The sequence below is a fragment of the Pseudomonas sp. BBP2017 genome, assembly GCF_003024385.1.
Classification (GTDB): domain Bacteria; phylum Pseudomonadota; class Gammaproteobacteria; order Pseudomonadales; family Pseudomonadaceae; genus Aquipseudomonas.
On record NZ_PVZN01000011.1, the window covers coordinates 140,176 to 156,608 of the forward strand.

At 60.3% G+C, this 16,433-nt stretch carries 14 protein-coding genes; 3 read left to right on the forward strand and 11 right to left on the reverse strand.

Going from position 1 to position 16,433, the window contains the following annotated elements:
- Positions 1-115 precede the first annotated feature (115 nt).
- The 6 genes from C6382_RS15285 to puuE all read right to left on the reverse strand — a co-directional run bounded on the left by C6382_RS15285 (position 116) and on the right by puuE (position 5,873).
- Positions 116-901, reverse strand: coding sequence for an outer membrane protein OmpK (locus C6382_RS15285; protein ID WP_107025248.1), 786 nt, complete (start codon positions 899-901; stop codon positions 116-118).
- A gap of 134 nt (positions 902-1,035) precedes the next feature.
- Positions 1,036-2,391 carry a nucleobase:cation symporter-2 family protein gene (locus C6382_RS15290; RefSeq protein ID WP_107025249.1) on the reverse strand — a complete coding sequence of 452 codons (1,356 nt, stop codon included), beginning with the start codon at positions 2,389-2,391 and terminating at the stop codon, positions 1,036-1,038.
- A gap of 91 nt (positions 2,392-2,482) precedes the next feature.
- On the reverse strand, positions 2,483-3,829 hold the full coding sequence (locus C6382_RS15295; protein ID WP_107025250.1) for a urate hydroxylase PuuD: 1,347 nt from the start codon (positions 3,827-3,829) through the stop codon (positions 2,483-2,485).
- Between the two features lie 50 nt (positions 3,830-3,879).
- Positions 3,880-4,383, reverse strand: coding sequence for an ureidoglycolate lyase (locus C6382_RS15300; protein WP_107025251.1), 504 nt, complete (start codon positions 4,381-4,383; stop codon positions 3,880-3,882).
- Positions 4,384-4,431: 48 nt separating this feature from the next.
- Positions 4,432-4,947, reverse strand: a complete 516-nt coding sequence (gene uraD, locus C6382_RS15305; RefSeq protein ID WP_107025252.1) for a 2-oxo-4-hydroxy-4-carboxy-5-ureidoimidazoline decarboxylase — start codon at positions 4,945-4,947, stop codon at positions 4,432-4,434.
- A complete protein-coding gene (gene puuE, locus C6382_RS15310; protein ID WP_107025253.1) occupies positions 4,944-5,873 on the reverse strand; it encodes an allantoinase PuuE in 930 nt (309 codons plus the stop codon). Before puuE ends, uraD begins: the two co-directional genes overlap by 4 nt.
- A gap of 385 nt (positions 5,874-6,258) precedes the next feature.
- On the opposite strand from puuE, the gene uraH reads away from it, so the two are divergent.
- The gene (uraH, locus tag C6382_RS15315; RefSeq protein WP_107025254.1) at positions 6,259-6,612 is read left to right on the forward strand and encodes a hydroxyisourate hydrolase; all 354 of its coding nucleotides are present in this window, start codon (positions 6,259-6,261) and stop codon (positions 6,610-6,612) included.
- Between the two features lie 141 nt (positions 6,613-6,753).
- Here uraH and C6382_RS15320 read toward each other — a convergent pair whose 3' ends face one another.
- Positions 6,754-8,103: an NCS2 family permease gene (locus C6382_RS15320; protein WP_038613228.1), complete on the reverse strand. Its 1,350-nt coding sequence runs from the start codon at positions 8,101-8,103 to the stop codon at positions 6,754-6,756.
- Between the two features lie 359 nt (positions 8,104-8,462).
- On the opposite strand from C6382_RS15320, the gene C6382_RS15325 reads away from it, so the two are divergent.
- Both C6382_RS15325 and aqpZ read left to right on the forward strand, forming a co-directional pair.
- Positions 8,463-9,230 (forward strand): GntR family transcriptional regulator, encoded by a 768-nt coding sequence (locus C6382_RS15325; protein WP_038613226.1) that lies wholly within the window; start codon positions 8,463-8,465, stop codon positions 9,228-9,230.
- A gap of 161 nt (positions 9,231-9,391) precedes the next feature.
- The gene (aqpZ, locus tag C6382_RS15330; RefSeq protein WP_107025255.1) at positions 9,392-10,090 is read left to right on the forward strand and encodes an aquaporin Z; all 699 of its coding nucleotides are present in this window, start codon (positions 9,392-9,394) and stop codon (positions 10,088-10,090) included.
- On the opposite strand, the gene guaD is transcribed toward aqpZ, so the two are convergent.
- The 4 genes from guaD to xdhA all read right to left on the reverse strand — a co-directional run bounded on the left by guaD (position 10,087) and on the right by xdhA (position 16,166).
- A complete protein-coding gene (guaD, locus tag C6382_RS15335; protein ID WP_107025256.1) occupies positions 10,087-11,391 on the reverse strand; it encodes a guanine deaminase in 1,305 nt (434 codons plus the stop codon). The genes aqpZ and guaD overlap by 4 nt on opposite strands.
- A gap of 10 nt (positions 11,392-11,401) precedes the next feature.
- Positions 11,402-12,247: a xanthine dehydrogenase accessory protein XdhC gene (xdhC, locus tag C6382_RS15340; RefSeq protein ID WP_107025257.1), complete on the reverse strand. Its 846-nt coding sequence runs from the start codon at positions 12,245-12,247 to the stop codon at positions 11,402-11,404.
- A gap of 75 nt (positions 12,248-12,322) precedes the next feature.
- Positions 12,323-14,719, reverse strand: coding sequence for a xanthine dehydrogenase molybdopterin binding subunit (gene xdhB, locus C6382_RS15345; RefSeq protein ID WP_107025258.1), 2,397 nt, complete (start codon positions 14,717-14,719; stop codon positions 12,323-12,325).
- Positions 14,712-16,166 carry a xanthine dehydrogenase small subunit gene (gene xdhA / locus C6382_RS15350; RefSeq protein ID WP_107025259.1) on the reverse strand — a complete coding sequence of 485 codons (1,455 nt, stop codon included), beginning with the start codon at positions 16,164-16,166 and terminating at the stop codon, positions 14,712-14,714. The genes xdhB and xdhA overlap by 8 nt, the downstream gene beginning before the upstream one ends.
- Positions 16,167-16,433: the final 267 nt, after the last annotated feature.

A 16,433-nucleotide genomic window follows, 5' to 3' on the forward strand; every position in this document is an offset into this window, starting at 1 on the left:
AGGCAGGATCCGTCCTGCCCTGAGCGAGGGGCGCGCAGATTACTGGCTTGCGCGCGGGTCCTCAAGTGCTCCGTCCTGGAGCGGGTGTAGCTAAAGCTGTGCGTTTGGTCAGGTTTTAGAAGTGAACCTTAACCAAGGCGCTGGTCACACTCTGGTTGGTGTCCAGGCGTCCACTGTTCTCAATGCCGTATTTGTCTTTCCAGTAGCTGTATTCGATACCCACGTACAACTGCTTGGCGCCCAGGTTCAGGGCCTTGCCCAGGTCGTATTTGACCTGTGGGTTGAACTGCAGGTTGGCGTGGTAGGTGCCGCGCCGGGTCGAGTCGTTGTCGACCACCCAGTCCATGTAGCCATCGACGAGGATGTCGGACCTGCCTACGGGGATGGTGTAGGAAAAGGTCGGAGTAATCTGCCAGACGCCATCACCTGGGCGGCTGCCCTCGGTGTTGCGCTGCATGATATTGAGGGTGAAGTAGTTGAAGCCGGGAATCGCCAGGTTGAAACCGGGACCGATCAGGTAGGCCTCGTTGTCGCCTTCGCCCGACTCGTAGGTCATGGCCAGCAACACGTCGGTGATCGGACCGAACTCGAATTTGCGATCGAAGATCTTGCCGAACGACAGGCGCGGACTGAACTCACCGTAATAGGTATTGTTGCCTTTGTTGCGGTCGGTGCCGCCGTTGTAGAAGATCTTGTCGATGAACAGGAAGGTGTCGCCATATTTCCACCGGTTGGCGTGTTCGAAGGTCACCGTCTGCTGGATTGCAGGGTTGACCTGGAAGTCCTTGCCATAGAGGTAGGTGAGGCTGTTGGTGTGCCATTGCAACAGGTCTTCTGCGGCGGCTGGCAAGGTGGCCAGCAGACTGCTACCCAACACAAGGGAAGTGGTGATGCCTTTCATGTTGTGATTCCCGGCTTTGTTATTGTTGGTTTTGGGTTTTTCGGCGCGAAGCGCCCCGGCCGACCCGCTCCCACGGGTCGACGGTCCTGCGTACTGCTCGGGGTGATACCGGGCGGCAAGCGCCGCCCAAAGACTCAGTGCTGGTGGGCGGCTTCGTTATGTGCAGCGCGTTCGGCGCCGCCGAGGATGTTGAACAGCAAGTTGAGGATCAGCGCACTGACCGTGGCCATAGCGATGCCGCTGTGGGTGATCGGTTCCATCCACTGTGGCATCTGCGCGAAGAACTCCGGACGCACCACCGGGATCAGGCCCATGCCGACGCTGACGGCGACCAGCAGCTGATTGCGGCGGTCGGCGATGTCGGCTTCCTGGAGAATCTTGATCCCGGTGGCCGCGACCATGCCGAACATGGCAATGGACGCACCGCCCAGTACTGCAGGTGGAATCGAGGCGATCAGGAAGGCCGCCTTGGGCAGCAGGCTGAGCAGGATCAGAAAACCGCCGGCAACCACCGTGACATAGCGGCAGCGAACGCCCGTCATCTGCACCAGGCCGATGTTCTGGGCGAACGAGGAATGGGTGAAGGTGTTGAAGAAACCGGCGACAAACGATGCGCCGGCGTCGCACATCAGACCGCGGCGCAACATGCCCGGGGTGACTTCACGATCAGTGACCTTGCCCAGGGCGAGGAACATGCCGGTGGACTCGACAAAGATGATCACCACCACCAGGCACATGGACAGGATCGGCGCCAGGCTGAAGGTCGGCATGCCGAAGTGCAGCGGTGTCACCACTTGCACCCAGGGCGCCTCGTCGAGGCCGGAGAGGTCGACCATGCCAATGGAGCCAGCCAGGATGTAGCCCAGGCCCATGCCGATCAGCACTGAGACGTTGACCCAGAAGCCACGCAAGAAGCGGTTGACCAGGAGGATGGTGGCCAGCACCAGGCCGGCGACGATCAGGTAGATAGGGGAGCCGAAGGTTTCCGCGCTGGCGCCGCCACCGGCCCAGTTAACGGCAACCGGGAACAGTGAAAGGCCAATCGAGGTGATGACCGTGCCGGTCACCAGTGGTGGGAAGAAACGCACCACCTTGGACATGAACGGGGCGATCAGCATGCCGAAAAAACCGGCAGCGATGGTCGCACCGAAAATACCTTGCAAGCCGACACCAGGCATACCGGCCATGGCCACCATGCTGCCGACTGCAGCAAAGCTTGCACCCATCATCACCGGCATGCGGATGCCGACTGCACCAATGCCGAACGACTGGACGATGGTGGCGACACCAGCGACCAGCAGGTCGGCATTGATCAGGAAAGCGACTTCTTCACGAGAAAGGCCGGCGGCCTGGCCGATGATCAAGGGCACGGCAATCGCGCCTCCGTACATCAGCAAGACATGTTGCAGACCCACCAGAAACAGTTGGAGCATTGGCAGTGGCTGTCGTGGGGGCGCAACGGGGATGTACGCCTTGCGTGACTCGGACATGCAACACCTCGGTTTTGTTTTTATTGTTCAATCGCACTGTGCAGCGCCAGGCCGGACGCTGAAGGGCGGCCCTTACGGGCCGCCAGATACATCAGTTGGTTGGTGCTCCCTTGGCGATCCAGGCGCCAATCAGTTCACGTTCCTGCTGGGTCATCTGGGTGATGTTGCCCAGTGGCATGATCTGCGTGGCCACGGCCTGTGCTTGAATGCGTGCGGCCTGTTGCTGGATCTGCTGCGGGGTGTCGAGCATTACACCGGCAGGTGCGGCGCTAAACAGTGGGCTGGTCGGCTTGGCCGAATGGCACACGGTGCAACGTTCCTGGATGACGCTGTGGATCTTGTCGAAACCGGCATCGTCGAGTTTGGCGACGTTGGCGACGTTGGCGACGTTGGCTGCGGGTGCTTCGGCAGCAGGGGCGGCAGCCTGGGCAGGTGTGGCGGCTTGCTCTGCAGCTTTCTCGGCAGCGGTTTTGCCACCCAGTGCGGTTTCCGGCAACGGCTGATACTCGACCTTGGCGGCAGCTTGCTCAGGCGCGCTCGGCATCGGCGCAGGGCCCGTGACGTAAGCCAGGCAGATCATCGACAGGGCACCGACCGGCAGGGTCCAGGCGTACTTGTTGCTGTCGTGGCGGGTGTTGAAGTAGTGACGCACCAACACTGCAGCCACAGCGATACCGGCCAGGATCAGCCAGTTGTACTGGCTGCCGTAGGTGCTCGGGAAGTGGTTGCTGATCATGATGAACAGCACCGGCAGGGTGAAGTAGTTGTTGTGACGCGAACGCAGCAGACCTTTGGCCGGCAGGGTCGGATCGGGGGTTTCGTTCTTCTCGATGGCGGCTACCAGTGCTCGCTGGGCCGGCATGATGATGCGGAACACGTTACCGACCATGATGGTGCCGATGATCGCGCCGGTGTGCAGGTACGCACCACGACCGCTGAACACCTGGCTGAAACCGTAGCAGGCGGCGATCACCAGGACGAACAGCACCAGGCCGAGCAGGCCAGGGCGCTTGCCCAGCGGCGAGTCGCAGAGGAAGTCATAGATGAACCAGCCGGCGATCAGCGAGCCGACACCGATAGCGATCCCTTCACCACCGCTCAGGGTGCTGCCAGGGGCCAGCAGGTACAGGGTCGGGTTCCAGTAGAACACCAGGCACAGCAGGGCGATACCCGACATCCAGGTGAAATAGGCTTCCCATTTGAACCAGTGCAGGTTCTCCGGCATTTTCGGCGGAGCCAGCTTGTATTTCTCCAGGTGGTAGATCCCGCCACCGTGAATCGCCCAGAGATCGCCGGACAGACCATCGCGCGGGTTGGCCCGGTTGAGGTTGTTTTCCAGCCAGACAAAGTAGAACGACGCGCCAATCCAGGCGACGCCAGTGATCATGTGAACCCAACGCACGCTCAGGTTCAGCCATTCCAACAGATGTGCTTCCACAGTCTTTACCTCTACCCTGGCACCCTGTAGCCGGGTGCTCAGGTCTTCTCTTATTGGTGGGGGGCGAGGATCAATTGCTCATCCTCATTGAAAAAATGCTCATCGCAGTTATTGCCAGTGCCACTGCGATCAACCACCAGGAAGTCATCCCGCTTTTCGATCGTCAGCACCGGGTGGTGCCAGACGCCGCGATGGTAATTGATGCCCTGCTTTCCATTGCTGATGAAAGCGCGGACAAGACCTGATACAGGTGCATCGCCAACGGGCGCGACCACGATCAGAAAGGGGTTGCCGAGCAGCGGAATGAAAGCCTGGCTGCCCAGCGGATGGCGCTCCAGCATGCGAACGGTCAGCGGCATGTCCTGCGCGTCGGCGCGGAAGATGCTGATGATCGCGTTGTCCTCGGGCTGGGCGGTTTGTACCGTTGCCAGCTTGTGGAAGCGCATGGTCGAACCGTTGTTGATCATGAAGTGGTCGCTGCCGTCGGTTTCGATCACGTCACCGAAAGGGGCGAAGGCTTCTTTGGTCAAGGGCTCAATCACTAAAGTGCGCATGCGGATTCTCTTTATTCTGTGTTGTGGAGGGTAAGGCCGGGCTTACCCTTAAAGTTGCAGCAGACGGAACAGGGCAATCAGGTTGATCTGCGCCAGCGCTTCCTTGAATTCGGCCTCGACCGAGTTATGGATGCGCTTCTCGAACGAGGCGAGGATCTGGTGCCGATTGCTGCCTTTGACCGCCATGATGAACGGAAACTTGAACTTGGCCTTGTAGGCGTCGTTGAGCTCGGTGAAGTGCGCGAACTCTTCGGCGGTGCACTGGTGAATACCGGCGCCGGCCTGCTCGTTGGTGCTCGACTCGGTCAGCTCACCCTGGATTGCGGCTTTGCCGGCGAGGTCCGGGTGAGCGTTGATCAAGGCCAGCTGGGCGGCGTGATCGGCGCTCAGCAGAATGTCGCTCATGCGTTGATGTAGGGCTTCGATCTGGTCGATTTCCTGCAGTTGACCCAGGTCGTAGGCCTTTTCAGCCACCCATGGCGAGTGCTCGTAGATGTCGGCAAAGGCTTCGACGAACGCGCTACGCTCCAGAGACGAAGGCGTGAGGGTTTTGAAAGCGGTCATTGGGCGTTCTCGGCTTGGTAAGGGTGGGTTGCGTGCCAGTGACGGGCGATGTCCACGCGCCGGGTGAACCAGACCTGATCAAAGCTCTTGGCGTATTCAATGAAGCGCTTGAGCGCGGCCAGGCGCGCTGGGCGACCGACCAGGCGGCAGTGCAGCCCGATCGAGAGCATCTTCGGTGCCTCGGCGCCTTCTTCGTAGAGGACGTCGAAGGCATCCTTGAGGTACTGGAAGAACTGCTCGCCGCAGTTGAAACCCTGCACCTGGGTGAAGCGCATGTCATTGGTGTCCAGGGTGTAAGGGATCACCAGATGCGGCTTGCCGGTCGGGTTGTTCGGTTCCCAGTAGGGCAGGTCGTCGTCGTAGGTGTCGCTGTCGTAAAGGAAGCCGCCTTCCTCCATCACCAGGCGACGGGTGTTGATCCCGGTGCGACCGGTGTACCAGCCCAACGGACGCTCACCGGTCAGTTCGGTGAGGATGCGGATCGCTTCGAGCATGTGCTCGCGCTCCTGGGCCTCATCCATGTTCTGGTAGTCGATCCAGCGGTAGCCGTGGCTGCAGATTTCGTGGCCGGCTTGGACCATGGCACGGATCACGTCGGGGTGACGCTGGGCAGCCATGGCGACGGCGAAGATGGTCAGGGGGACGCCGGTGTCTTTGAATAGCTTGAGCAGGCGCCAGACGCCGGCGCGGCTGCCGTATTCGTAGAGCGATTCCATGCTCATGTTACGGGCGCCCTGCAGGGGCTGGGCGGCAACCATTTCTGAGAGGAAGGCTTCTGATTCCTTGTCCCCGTGAAGAATGTTGCGTTCACCGCCTTCTTCGTAGTTGAGCACGAAAGACAAAGCGATGCGGGCGTTCCCCGGCCAGCGCGGATGGGGTGGGGTATTGCCGTAACCGATCAGGTCGCGAGGATAATCAGCGCTCACTGCAGTCTTCCTTCTTATACGTGTAAACGGAGGGCGTGGCGCCCGGGTAGGGTATCGGCCACGACGATGAGGTGATTGTATACAACTTTGTTTGCGGTTTGTAAGCCTGTTTTTTCCTATTTCTTACTGTTTTTGCCCTCGGAAACCCTCTGCAAGAAACCTGCCCAATTGGTCAATTAATTGCGCGCTCATCGGCCAGTAGCGTGGTTTTGCGACTGATGGAGTATTTACAGGCGGTGGCGGACATGCCGGGGAAGAATACCGAATTATTGTGTACAATTTTACAGAAAAATGTCTTAATAATCCGACGGTCGTACGCTGCCGGGTCTTCTGACGGCGCCGTACGGGATTTTTTGCCCACAGATAGAACAGAGGCGAGCAAGCAATGGGACGTTTGACCACGCATGTACTGGATGCCGCTCACGGCTGCCCTGGCAGCTCGATCAAGGTCGAGCTGTACCGCGTCGAAGGCCAGCAGCTTGAGCTGCTGCACACCACCCTGACCAACAGCGATGGCCGTTGCGATGCGCCGCTGCTGCAAGGTGACGACTACCGCAGTGGTGTCTACCAACTGCAGTTCAATGCGGGTGACTACTACCGCGCCCGTGGCGTGCAGTTGCCTGAGCATGCCTTTCTTGATGTCGTGGTACTGCGCTTTGGCATTAGCGCCGAGCAGGACCACTACCATGTACCGCTGTTGATCTCGCCGTACAGTTACTCGACCTATCGTGGGAGCTAGTTGGTCGCTAGAAGAATCTTCGTAGGTCCTTGCCCGCTCACACTGCGGGCTTTTTTTTACCTGGGGTTTTGTGCTGTCTTTATCGCGGGGCAACAAAAAAGCCCCACCCGAAGGTGAGGCTTTGCCTGGCTGCAGCGGTGTTTACAGGAACACAAACTTGGCAATGAAGATCGCCGTCAGCACCCACAGGCTCGCCGAGATCTCGCTGAACCGGCCGGTACCCGCCTTGAGCACCACATAGGTGATAAAGCCCAGGGCAATACCATCGGCAACCGAGAAGGTCAGCGGCATCATGATTGCGGTGACGATCGCCGGGATGCTGTCGGTGGCTTCATCCCAGTTGATGTGTGCCATGCTGCCCATCATCAACATCGCGACATAGATCAACGCCCCCGCCGTGGCGTAGGCAGGAATCATCCCGGCCAGTGGCGCGAAGAACATCGCGGCGATAAAGAACAGACCGACCACCACGGCGGTCAGGCCCGTGCGGCCACCTGCGGCAACACCTGCAGCGCTTTCCACATAGCTGGTTACCGGTGGTACGCCAACCACTGCGCCGAATACGCTCGAAGCACTGTCAGCCTTCAATGCGCGCGAGAGGTTTTCGATGCGCCCGTCAGCATTCACCAGGTTGGCGCGCTGGGCTACGCCCATCAGGGTACCGGCGGTGTCGAACATGTGTACGAAGAGGAAGGCGAACACCACGGCTATCATGCTGACGTTGAACACGCCCGCGACATCCATGGCCATCCAGGTCGGTGCCAGGCTCGGAGGCAGCGAGAACAGGCCGCCGTATTCGACCAGGCCCAGGCCCCAGCCGGCGAGGGTGACGCTGATGATGCTGATCAGGATCGCGCCGAACACCCGGTGATAGCTGAGTACCGCTATCATCAAAAAGCAGATCGCTGCCAGCAGCGGGCCAGGCTCATGCAGGGAGCCGAGCTTGATCAGGGTGGCCGGGCTGTCGACGACAATCCCGGCAGTTTTAAGACCGATCAGTCCGAGAAACAATCCGACGCCGGCACCCATTGCATGACGCAGGCTCACGGGAATGCTGTTGAGCAGCCATTCACGCACCCGCGACAGCGTCAGCAGCATGAACAGCACCCCGGAGACGAATACTGCGCCCAGCGCCGCCTCCCAGGTGTAGCCCATGGTCCCGACCACGGTATAGGTAAAGAAGGCGTTGAGTCCCATGCCCGGTGCCAGGCCTACCGGCCAGTTGGCATACAGGCCCATCAACAGGCAGCCCAGGGCGGCGGCGATACAGGTGGCGACAAAGGCCGCGCCGTGATCGATGCCGGCATCGGCCATGATGTTGGGGTTGACGAAGATGATGTAGGCCATGGTGATAAAGGTGGTCAACCCGGCGATCATTTCAGTCTTGACGGTGGTGCCATGTAGCTTGAGTTTGAAAATCCGCTCCAGCCAGCTCGTTTCGAGCGGTGGGGCAAGATCCAGCGTAGGGGCTTCGGATTTGCGGCTTTCCACAGCATGTACTCCTCAAGTCTTTTCTTGTTTTTCAGAGCCAGTCCTGCGCACGCACTGGGACGCTCTGTGAGGCGGATGGGATGGCAGGCGACCGGACCTTTTGTTGACTTCTGAGTCAGGAAGTTGCACGAGTGGATTATGCGTTTGTATACAAAGAATGCAAATAATGTTTTCGTTGCTGTGCGCAAATAATTTCGCCGCATCGCTATAAAGGCCATCATCCCCTGCAGAAATCCCTGCGGCTGTGTACAATGTGCCCATACCTTAATCGTTTAATTTTCTTACCAAGGCTTGCCTTCGCCCCACTGGCTGGTATTACAGTCGGGGTCCGACAGGCCGATCCCCGTGCTCGAGTGCCCATGAACGAACAGCTGCAACCTCTCAAGAAACCAGTGCGTACCGGCAAGGCCGGACGCAGCGGAACCCAGGACGATATCGTCTATGCGCACATTTTCGAGGCCATTCTCGAACAGCGCCTGGCGCCGGGTACCAAGTTGAGTGAGGAAGCCCTGGGCGAAATTTTTGGCGTAAGCCGCACCATCATTCGTCGTGCATTGTCGCGCCTGGCCCATGAAAGCGTGGTGCTGTTGCGGCCTAACCGTGGTGCGGTAGTGGCCAGCCCGACGGTTGAGGAGGCCCGCCAGGTGTTCTTCTCGCGGCGCATGGTTGAGCGCGCCATCACCGAGCTTGCGGTCGAGCACGCCACGGCCGAGCAGCTCAACGAGTTGCGTCAGATGGTTCGTGAAGAACGCGACAGTTTCTCACGGGGTGACCGCGGTGCCGGTATTCGCCTGTCTGGCGAGTTCCACCTGAAGCTGGCCGAAGCCGCAGGTAATGCCCCGCTGATCAGCTTCCAGCGCAGCCTGGTGTCGCAGACTTCGTTGATCATTGCCCAGTACGAAAGCGGCAACCGCTCGCACTGTTCCTACGATGAACACATGCAACTGATCGATGCCATTGAGGCGCGTGACGTCAATCAGGCGGTCAGCCTGATGATGCACCACATGGATCATATCGACAGCAAGCTCAACCTCGACGAGGACAGCGCTTCGGATGACCTGCATGCGGTGTTCTCGCACTTGCTGCAGACCAAGAAGCGTGGCAGCTCGGTACCGATCAAGGGCTGATTCCGCGTCGTTCCTATCGCCGGCTTGCCGGCGATACTTTTCAGCCGACTGGCACTTCATCCAGCCTCTGCTAGATTCTCACCTGCTCCCCCCGCAATCCTTCATCAAGCAGTTGGGCTTGCGCGTACTGCGTAAAACGTCAACGACTTGAGGGCAGGTATATGTCATCACCTCTGGGTATACGCATGGGTGCCGAACTGATCGGTACATTTTGGTTGGTGCTGGGTGGTTGTGGGAGTGCGGTGCTGGCGGCGTCACTGCCTGCCGGGATCGGGCTGGTCGGTGTGGCCATGGCCTTCGGTCTCACCGTACTTACAATGGCGTTCGCCATTGGGCATATCTCGGGATGTCATCTCAACCCGGCTGTATCACTAGGTCTGGTGGTGGGTGGGCGGTTCCCGGCCAAAGAACTTGTGCCTTATGTCGTCGCCCAAGTGGTCGGTGCGATCATCGCCGCAGGCGTGATCTATTTCATTGCCAGTGGCAAAGCCGGTTTCGATGTGGCTTCAGGTCTGGCATCGAATGGCTATGCCGAGCATTCGCCCGCCGGGTATTCGCTGGCCGCAGGCTTTGCCAGCGAAGTGGTGATGACCGCGATGTTCATTCTGATCATCATGGGCGCCACTGACAGCCGTGCCCCTGCAGGCTTTGCGCCGATTGCCATCGGTCTGGCCCTGACCCTGATTCACTTGATCTCGATTCCAGTAACCAACACCTCGGTCAACCCCGCACGTAGTACCGGGCCGGCGCTGTTCGTCGGCGGCTGGGCGCTGCAGCAGTTGTGGCTATTTTGGGTGGCGCCGCTGATCGGGGCGGTGATCGGCGGCGGTTTGTACCGGGGGCTGTTCCGCGAACCTTAACGCTGGTGTACGCAACGCCCGGCGGCGAAGGTCTGCTTGACAGTACGGTCGTCGCCCAGGGTCATCAGCACGAACAGGGTCTCGTCGATGCTGTTCGACTGCTGGATGCGGTAATCCATCAACGGCGTCGCCTTGTAGTCGAGCACCACGAAGTCGGCATCGTTGCCAGGCTTCAGGCTGCCGATACGCTCATCCAGGCTCAGCGCCTGAGCACCGCCGAGGGTGGCCAGGTACAGTGACTTGAACGGGCTCAGGCGCGCGCCCTGCAGTTGCATGATTTTGTAGGCTTCGTTGAGCGTATTGAGTAGCGAGAAGCTGGTGCCCGCACCGACGTCGGTGCCCAGACCAACCTTGACCTTGAACTTCTCCGCCTGCGGCAGGTTGAACAGACCACTGCCGAGGAACAGGTTGGAGGTTGGGCAGAAGGCTACAGCCGAACCGGTTTCGGCCAGGCGCTGGCATTCCTCGTCGCACAGGTGCACGCCATGGGCGAACACTGAACGCTCGCCGAGCAGCTTGAAGTGGTCGTAGACGTCCAGATAGCCCTTGCGCTCAGGGAACAGGTCCTTGACCCAGTCGATCTCCTTGAGGTTCTCGCTCAGGTGAGTGTGCATGTACAGGTCGGGGAACTCGCCCAGCAGTTGCCCGGCCAGGGTCAGTTGCTCCGGGGTGCTGGTCGGGGCGAAGCGCGGGGTGACTGCGTAGTGCAGGCGGCCCTTGCCGTGCCAGCGCTCGATCAGCGCCTTGCTCTCGGTATAGCCGGATTCGGCAGTGTCGGTCAGGTAGTCCGGGGCGTTGCGGTCCATCATCACCTTGCCGGCGATCATGCGCAGGTCCAGACGTTCGGCTTCTTCAAAGAAGGCATCGACCGACTCCGGGTGCACACTACCAAACACCAGGGCAGTGGTGGTGCCGTTGCGCAGCAGTTCTTCGATGAAGATTTTCGCTACCTTGTCTGCGTGCGCCTTGTCGGCAAACTGCTTCTCGCAAGGGAAGGTGTAGGTGTTGAGCCAGTCCAGTAACTGTTCGCCGTAGGAACCGATCATGCCGGTCTGCGGGAAGTGGATATGGGTGTCGATGAAGCCTGGAGTGATCAGGGCATCCTGATAGTGCTGCACCTCGACGTCCGAGGGCAGGGTCGGCAGCAGTTCGCTGGCGTGGCCCAGGGCGCTGATCTTGCCGTTGTCGATCAGTAGCAGACCGTCTTCGAAATACTGGTAAGAGGCTTCAATGCCTACCTCGGCAGGATCGGCGATGCTGTGCAAAATGGCGGCACGGTAGGCTTTGCAGGTTGCGCTCATAGGGCTCTCGTCATATGGCTTGGCTGCGCCGCGAGGGCGGCAGCAATTGGGCAATGGGGCCGGCATTGGTCGCACTGTCGTGCTGGCCGAAGCTGGCGTTGTAGGTGGCAATGATTTCGGCGGCTATGGATACGGCGATCTCGATCGGCAGCTTGCCCTTGACCTCGGCCAGGCCCATCGGGCAGCGCATGCGCTGCAGGCGCTCTTCGCTGTAGCCGCGCTCACGCAGACGGTGTTCGAACTTGACCCGCTTGGTCTTCGAGCCAATCAGGCCGAACCAGGTGAAGTCATTGCGTTTAAGAATTGCAGCGGTCAGTTCCAGGTCCAGCTGATGGTTGTGGGTCATGACGATGCAATAGCTGCCAGCAGGCAGGTCGTCGACTTCATCGACCGGCTCTTCGCTGACGATCTTGCTGACCCCGGCCGGAACCTGCTCGGGAAATTCCTGCTCGCGCGAATCGATCCAGCGCACCCGGCAGGGCAACGCGGCGAGCAAGGGTACCAGAGCGCGGCCGACATGGCCTGCACCGAACACGGCGATCTGCGCCTGCACCTGGCCCATGGGCTCGAACAACAGCACGGTAGCGCCGCCGCAGCACTGGCCAAGGCTGGCGCCGAGGCTGAAGCGCTGCAGATGCGGTGATTCGCGCCGCTCGGCGAGCATTTCGCGGGCGATTTTCATCGCCTTGTATTCAAGGTGGCCGCCACCAATGGTGTCGAACAGCTGTTCGGCGCTGACCACCATTTTCGAGCCGGCATTGCGGGGCGTCGAGCCGCGCTCTTCGATGATGGTCACCAGTACGCAGGCTTCACTGCGGGCTTGCAGGTCGGCGAGGGCGTTGATCCAGGTGTGCATAGTTAAATTGCCTCTTTAATCGCGGGGCAAGCCCGCTCCCGCAGGTAGGAGCGGGCTTGCCCCGCGATGAGCACACTACGGTGCTACGGTCTCAACCTCGGTAGCCGGCTGCTGCGCCGCCAGCGCCTTGCGCATCTGCTCGCAGCCCCACAGCACCCGTTCCGGGGTCGCCGGTGCGTCGATCTTCGGCTGCACCCGGTAGTCAGCAAGGCTGGCCACGGCGTCCTTGATCGCGCACCAGGCGGCGATACCCAGCATGAACGGCGGTTCGCCCACAGCTTTGGAATGAAACACGGTGTCTTCCGGGTTCTTGCGGTTTTCCACCAGCTTCACGCGGAAGTCGACCGGCATGTCCGCCACTGCCGGGATCTTGTAGCTGGCCGGGCCGTTGGTCATCAGTTTGCCCTTGGCGTTCCACACCAGTTCTTCGGTGGTCAGCCAGCCCATGCCCTGGACGTAGCCGCCTTCCACCTGGCCGATATCAATGGCCGGATTCAGTGAGGCGCCGACGTCGTGCAGGATATCGGTGCGCAGCATCTTGTATTCGCCGGTCAGGGTGTCGACGATCACCTCGGCGCAAGCTGCGCCGAAAGCGAAGTAGTAGAACGGACGGCCACGGGCCTGGCTGCGGTCGTAGTAGATTTTCGGGGTCTTGTAGAAGCCGGTGCTCGACAGCGACACCTGAGCAAAATAGGCCTGTTGGATCAGTGTGTCGAAGCTGATGATCTCGTCGCGGATTCGCACATGATTGTTGCGGAACTCGACGTCTTCTTCAGTCACTTTGTATTGGCGTGCGGCGAACTCCACTAGGCGTTTCTTGATGGTCTCTGCCGCGTTCTGCGCCGCCTTGCCATTCAGGTCGGCACCGGAGGAGGCTGCTGTCGGCGAGGTGTTGGGCACCTTCTCGGTGTTGGTCGCGGTGATCTGCACGCGTTGGAAGTCGACCTGGAACACCTCGGCCACCACCTGCGCCACCTTGGTATTCAAGCCCTGGCCCATTTCGGTACCGCCATGGTTCAGGTGAATGCTGCCGTCGGTGTAGACGTGCACCAGAGCACCGGCCTGGTTGAGGAAGCTGGCGGTGAAGGAGATGCCGAATTTTACCGGGGTCAGTGCCAGGCCTTTCTTGAGGATCGGGCTGTTGGCGTTGAAGCGGCGGATCGATTCGCGGCGCTGATGGTAGTCGGCGCTGGCTTCCAGCTCCGCAGTCATTTCCTCGAGCATGTTGTGCTCGACGGTCTGGTAGTAGTGGGTGACGTTACGCTCGCTCTTGCCGTAGTAGTTGGTCTTGCGTACCGCCAGAGGGTCGAGCGCCAGGTGGCGGGCAATGTGGTCCATCACCTCTTCGATGGCGACCATCCCCTGCGGGCCGCCGAACCCCCGGTAGGCAGTGTTCGATGCGGTATTGGTCTTGCAGCGGTGGCCGTTGACCGTGGCGTCACCGAGGTAATAGGCATTGTCGGAGTGGAACATGGCACGGTCGACGATCGACGCCGAGAGGTCTGGCGAGTAACCGCAGTTGCCAGCCAGCTCCAGATTGATGCCGTGCAGGCGCCCGCTGTCATCGAAGCCGACGTCATATTCGACATAGAACGGATGGCGCTTGCCGGTCATCAGCATGTCTTCGACCCGCGGCAGACGCATTTTTGTAGGCTGGCCGGTCAGGCGGGCGATCACCGCGCACAGGCACGCCGGGCTGGCTGCCTGGGTTTCCTTGCCGCCGAAGCCACCGCCCATGCGGCGCATGTCAACCTGCACCTTGTTCATCGGTACGTCGAGAACTTCGGCGACCAGTTTCTGCACCTCGGTGGGGTTCTGGGTCGAGCAGTAGACGATCATCCCGTTGTCTTCAGTAGGCATCACCGAAGAGATCTGGGTTTCCAGGTAGAAGTGTTCCTGGCCGCCAATGTGCAGGGTACCTTGCAGACGGTGCGGCGCGCTCGCCAGGGCCGTGGCCGAGTCGCCGCGTTTGTGGGTGTGGCTGTCCAGTACGAAGTGGCGCTTGCGCAGGGCTTCGACCACGTCGAGCACCGGTTCCAGGTCTTCGTACTCAACGATCGCGGCCATCGCTGCGCGGCGTGCGGTGTCCAGGTCGCGGGCGGCGACGGCGAGCACCGGCTGGCCGACGAACTCGACCTTGTCGATGGCCAGCAGCGGGTCGCCGGGCATGATCGCACCAATGTCCTTGAGGCCCGGAATGTCTTCGTGGGTGATGGCGATGCGCACACCCTCGAAGGCGTAGCAGGGGTTGGTATCGATCTTCAGCACCCGTGCATGGGCGCGGTCGGACATGCGCGCATACACGTGCAGCTGGTTGGGGAACTCCAGGCGGTCGTCGATGTACTGCGCTTCACCGCAGACCTGTTTGTCGGCGCTGTCGTGCTTGATGCTGCGACCGACTCCGGTGGTCAGGTCCTGGCTGAACAGCTCGGCCATTTCTGCCTGGTTTTTGGCGACGTGATGGTTAGACATAAGCGGTCACCCGAGTCTCGATGTGCGGCGTTTGCAGTTCGATGAAGTATTTGCGCAGCAGGTTCTGCGCGCTGAGCAGACGGTATTCCTTGCTGGCACGGAAGTCCGAGAGCGGGGTGAAGTCTTCGGCCAGAGCCTGGCAGGCACGTTCGATGCTGGCCTGGTTCCAGGCCTTGCCGACCAGTGCGGCTTCACAGGCGCGCGCGCGTTTGGGGATCGCGGCCATGCCGCCGAAAGCGATGCGTGCAGCTTCAATCACACCGTTTTCGATGCGCAGGTTGAAGGCAGCGCAGACGGCTGAAATGTCGTCGTCCAGACGCTTGGATACCTTATAGGCGCGGAACGTCCAGGCGCTACGGGCGCGCGGCACAATGATCTTCTCGATGAACTCGCTTTCCTGACGAGCGGTGATGCGGTAGTCGATGAAGTAGTCTTCCAGCGCCAGGGTGCGGGTGCTCTCGCCTTTGCGCAGGACAATCTGCGCATCCAGGGCAATCAGCAAGGGTGGCGAGTCACCAATCGGCGAGGCGTTGCCGATGTTGCCGCCCAGGGTGCCCTGGTTGCGGATTTGCAGGGAGGCAAAGCGGTGCAACAGTTCGCCGAAGTCCGGGTATTCACGGCTCAAAGCGTCGTAGCAATCGGTCAGCGGGGTGGCAGCACCAATTTCAAGGTGCTCGTCGAGGCTGTCGATGCGCTTGAGTTCGGCGACGTTGCCGACATAGATCATCACCGGCAAGGTTTTGTGGAACTGGGTGACTTCCAGCGCCAGGTCGGTCCCTCCGGCGAGCAAGCGTGCTTCGGGGTGTGAGCCGTAGAGGTCGGCTAGATCGGCCACGGTCAGCGGTACCAGACAGCGCTTGTCGCCGCTGTTGAGCTCGCCGGTTTCACTCGGCGCAATGGCCTTGAGGCGGGCGATGGTCTGCGCTTGGTTGTTGTCAAACTGGTCGGGCCTGGCCTGGCAGCAGGACTGTTCGGCGGCAGCGAGGATCGGGCGGTAGCCGGTGCAGCGGCAGAGGTTGCCGGCCAGTGCTTCCTGGGCCTTGTGCAGGTCCGGGGCATCGCTGTTCTTTTGCAGGGCAAACAGCGACATGACGAATCCAGGGGTGCAGAAGCCGCACTGCGAGCCGTGGCAGTCAGCCATGGCCTGTTGCACACTGTGCAGTTGGCCCTGATGCTTGAGCCCTTCGACACTGATCAATTGCTTGCCGTGCAGCGACGAAACAAAGGTCAGGCACGAGTTCAGGCTGCGGTAGCGGATATGCTCGCGGCCGTTGTCGTCCTCGGCCAGTTCGCCGACCACTACGGTGCAGGCACCACAATCGCCGCTGGCGCAGCCTTCCTTGGTACCGGACTTGCCCAAGTGCTCGCGCAGGTATTGCAGCACTGTCAGGTTGGGATCCAGGGCATGCTCACTGCGCAGCTCCTGGTTGAGTAGAAACTGGATCACGGAAGGCCTCACACGCGGTTTATTGTTGTTGAGCGGACTGTAAGCAGACTTGATTTTTAGGTCAACAATTTTCTGACTTCTGGGTCAGGAAAATTTACACGCCATTACCCACCTGCCACAGGCGCTTTTCTATAGAGCATAGCCCGCAGTGGTCATGGCCGAATTTTTTGCGCCATTCGTGCCAACTTCTGCCTCCAGGCCCCTGCGCGGCACCGGGGCAAGTGCGCTACAATTGCGCCTTTTGCACCGTTCAATGATTTTGAAGGA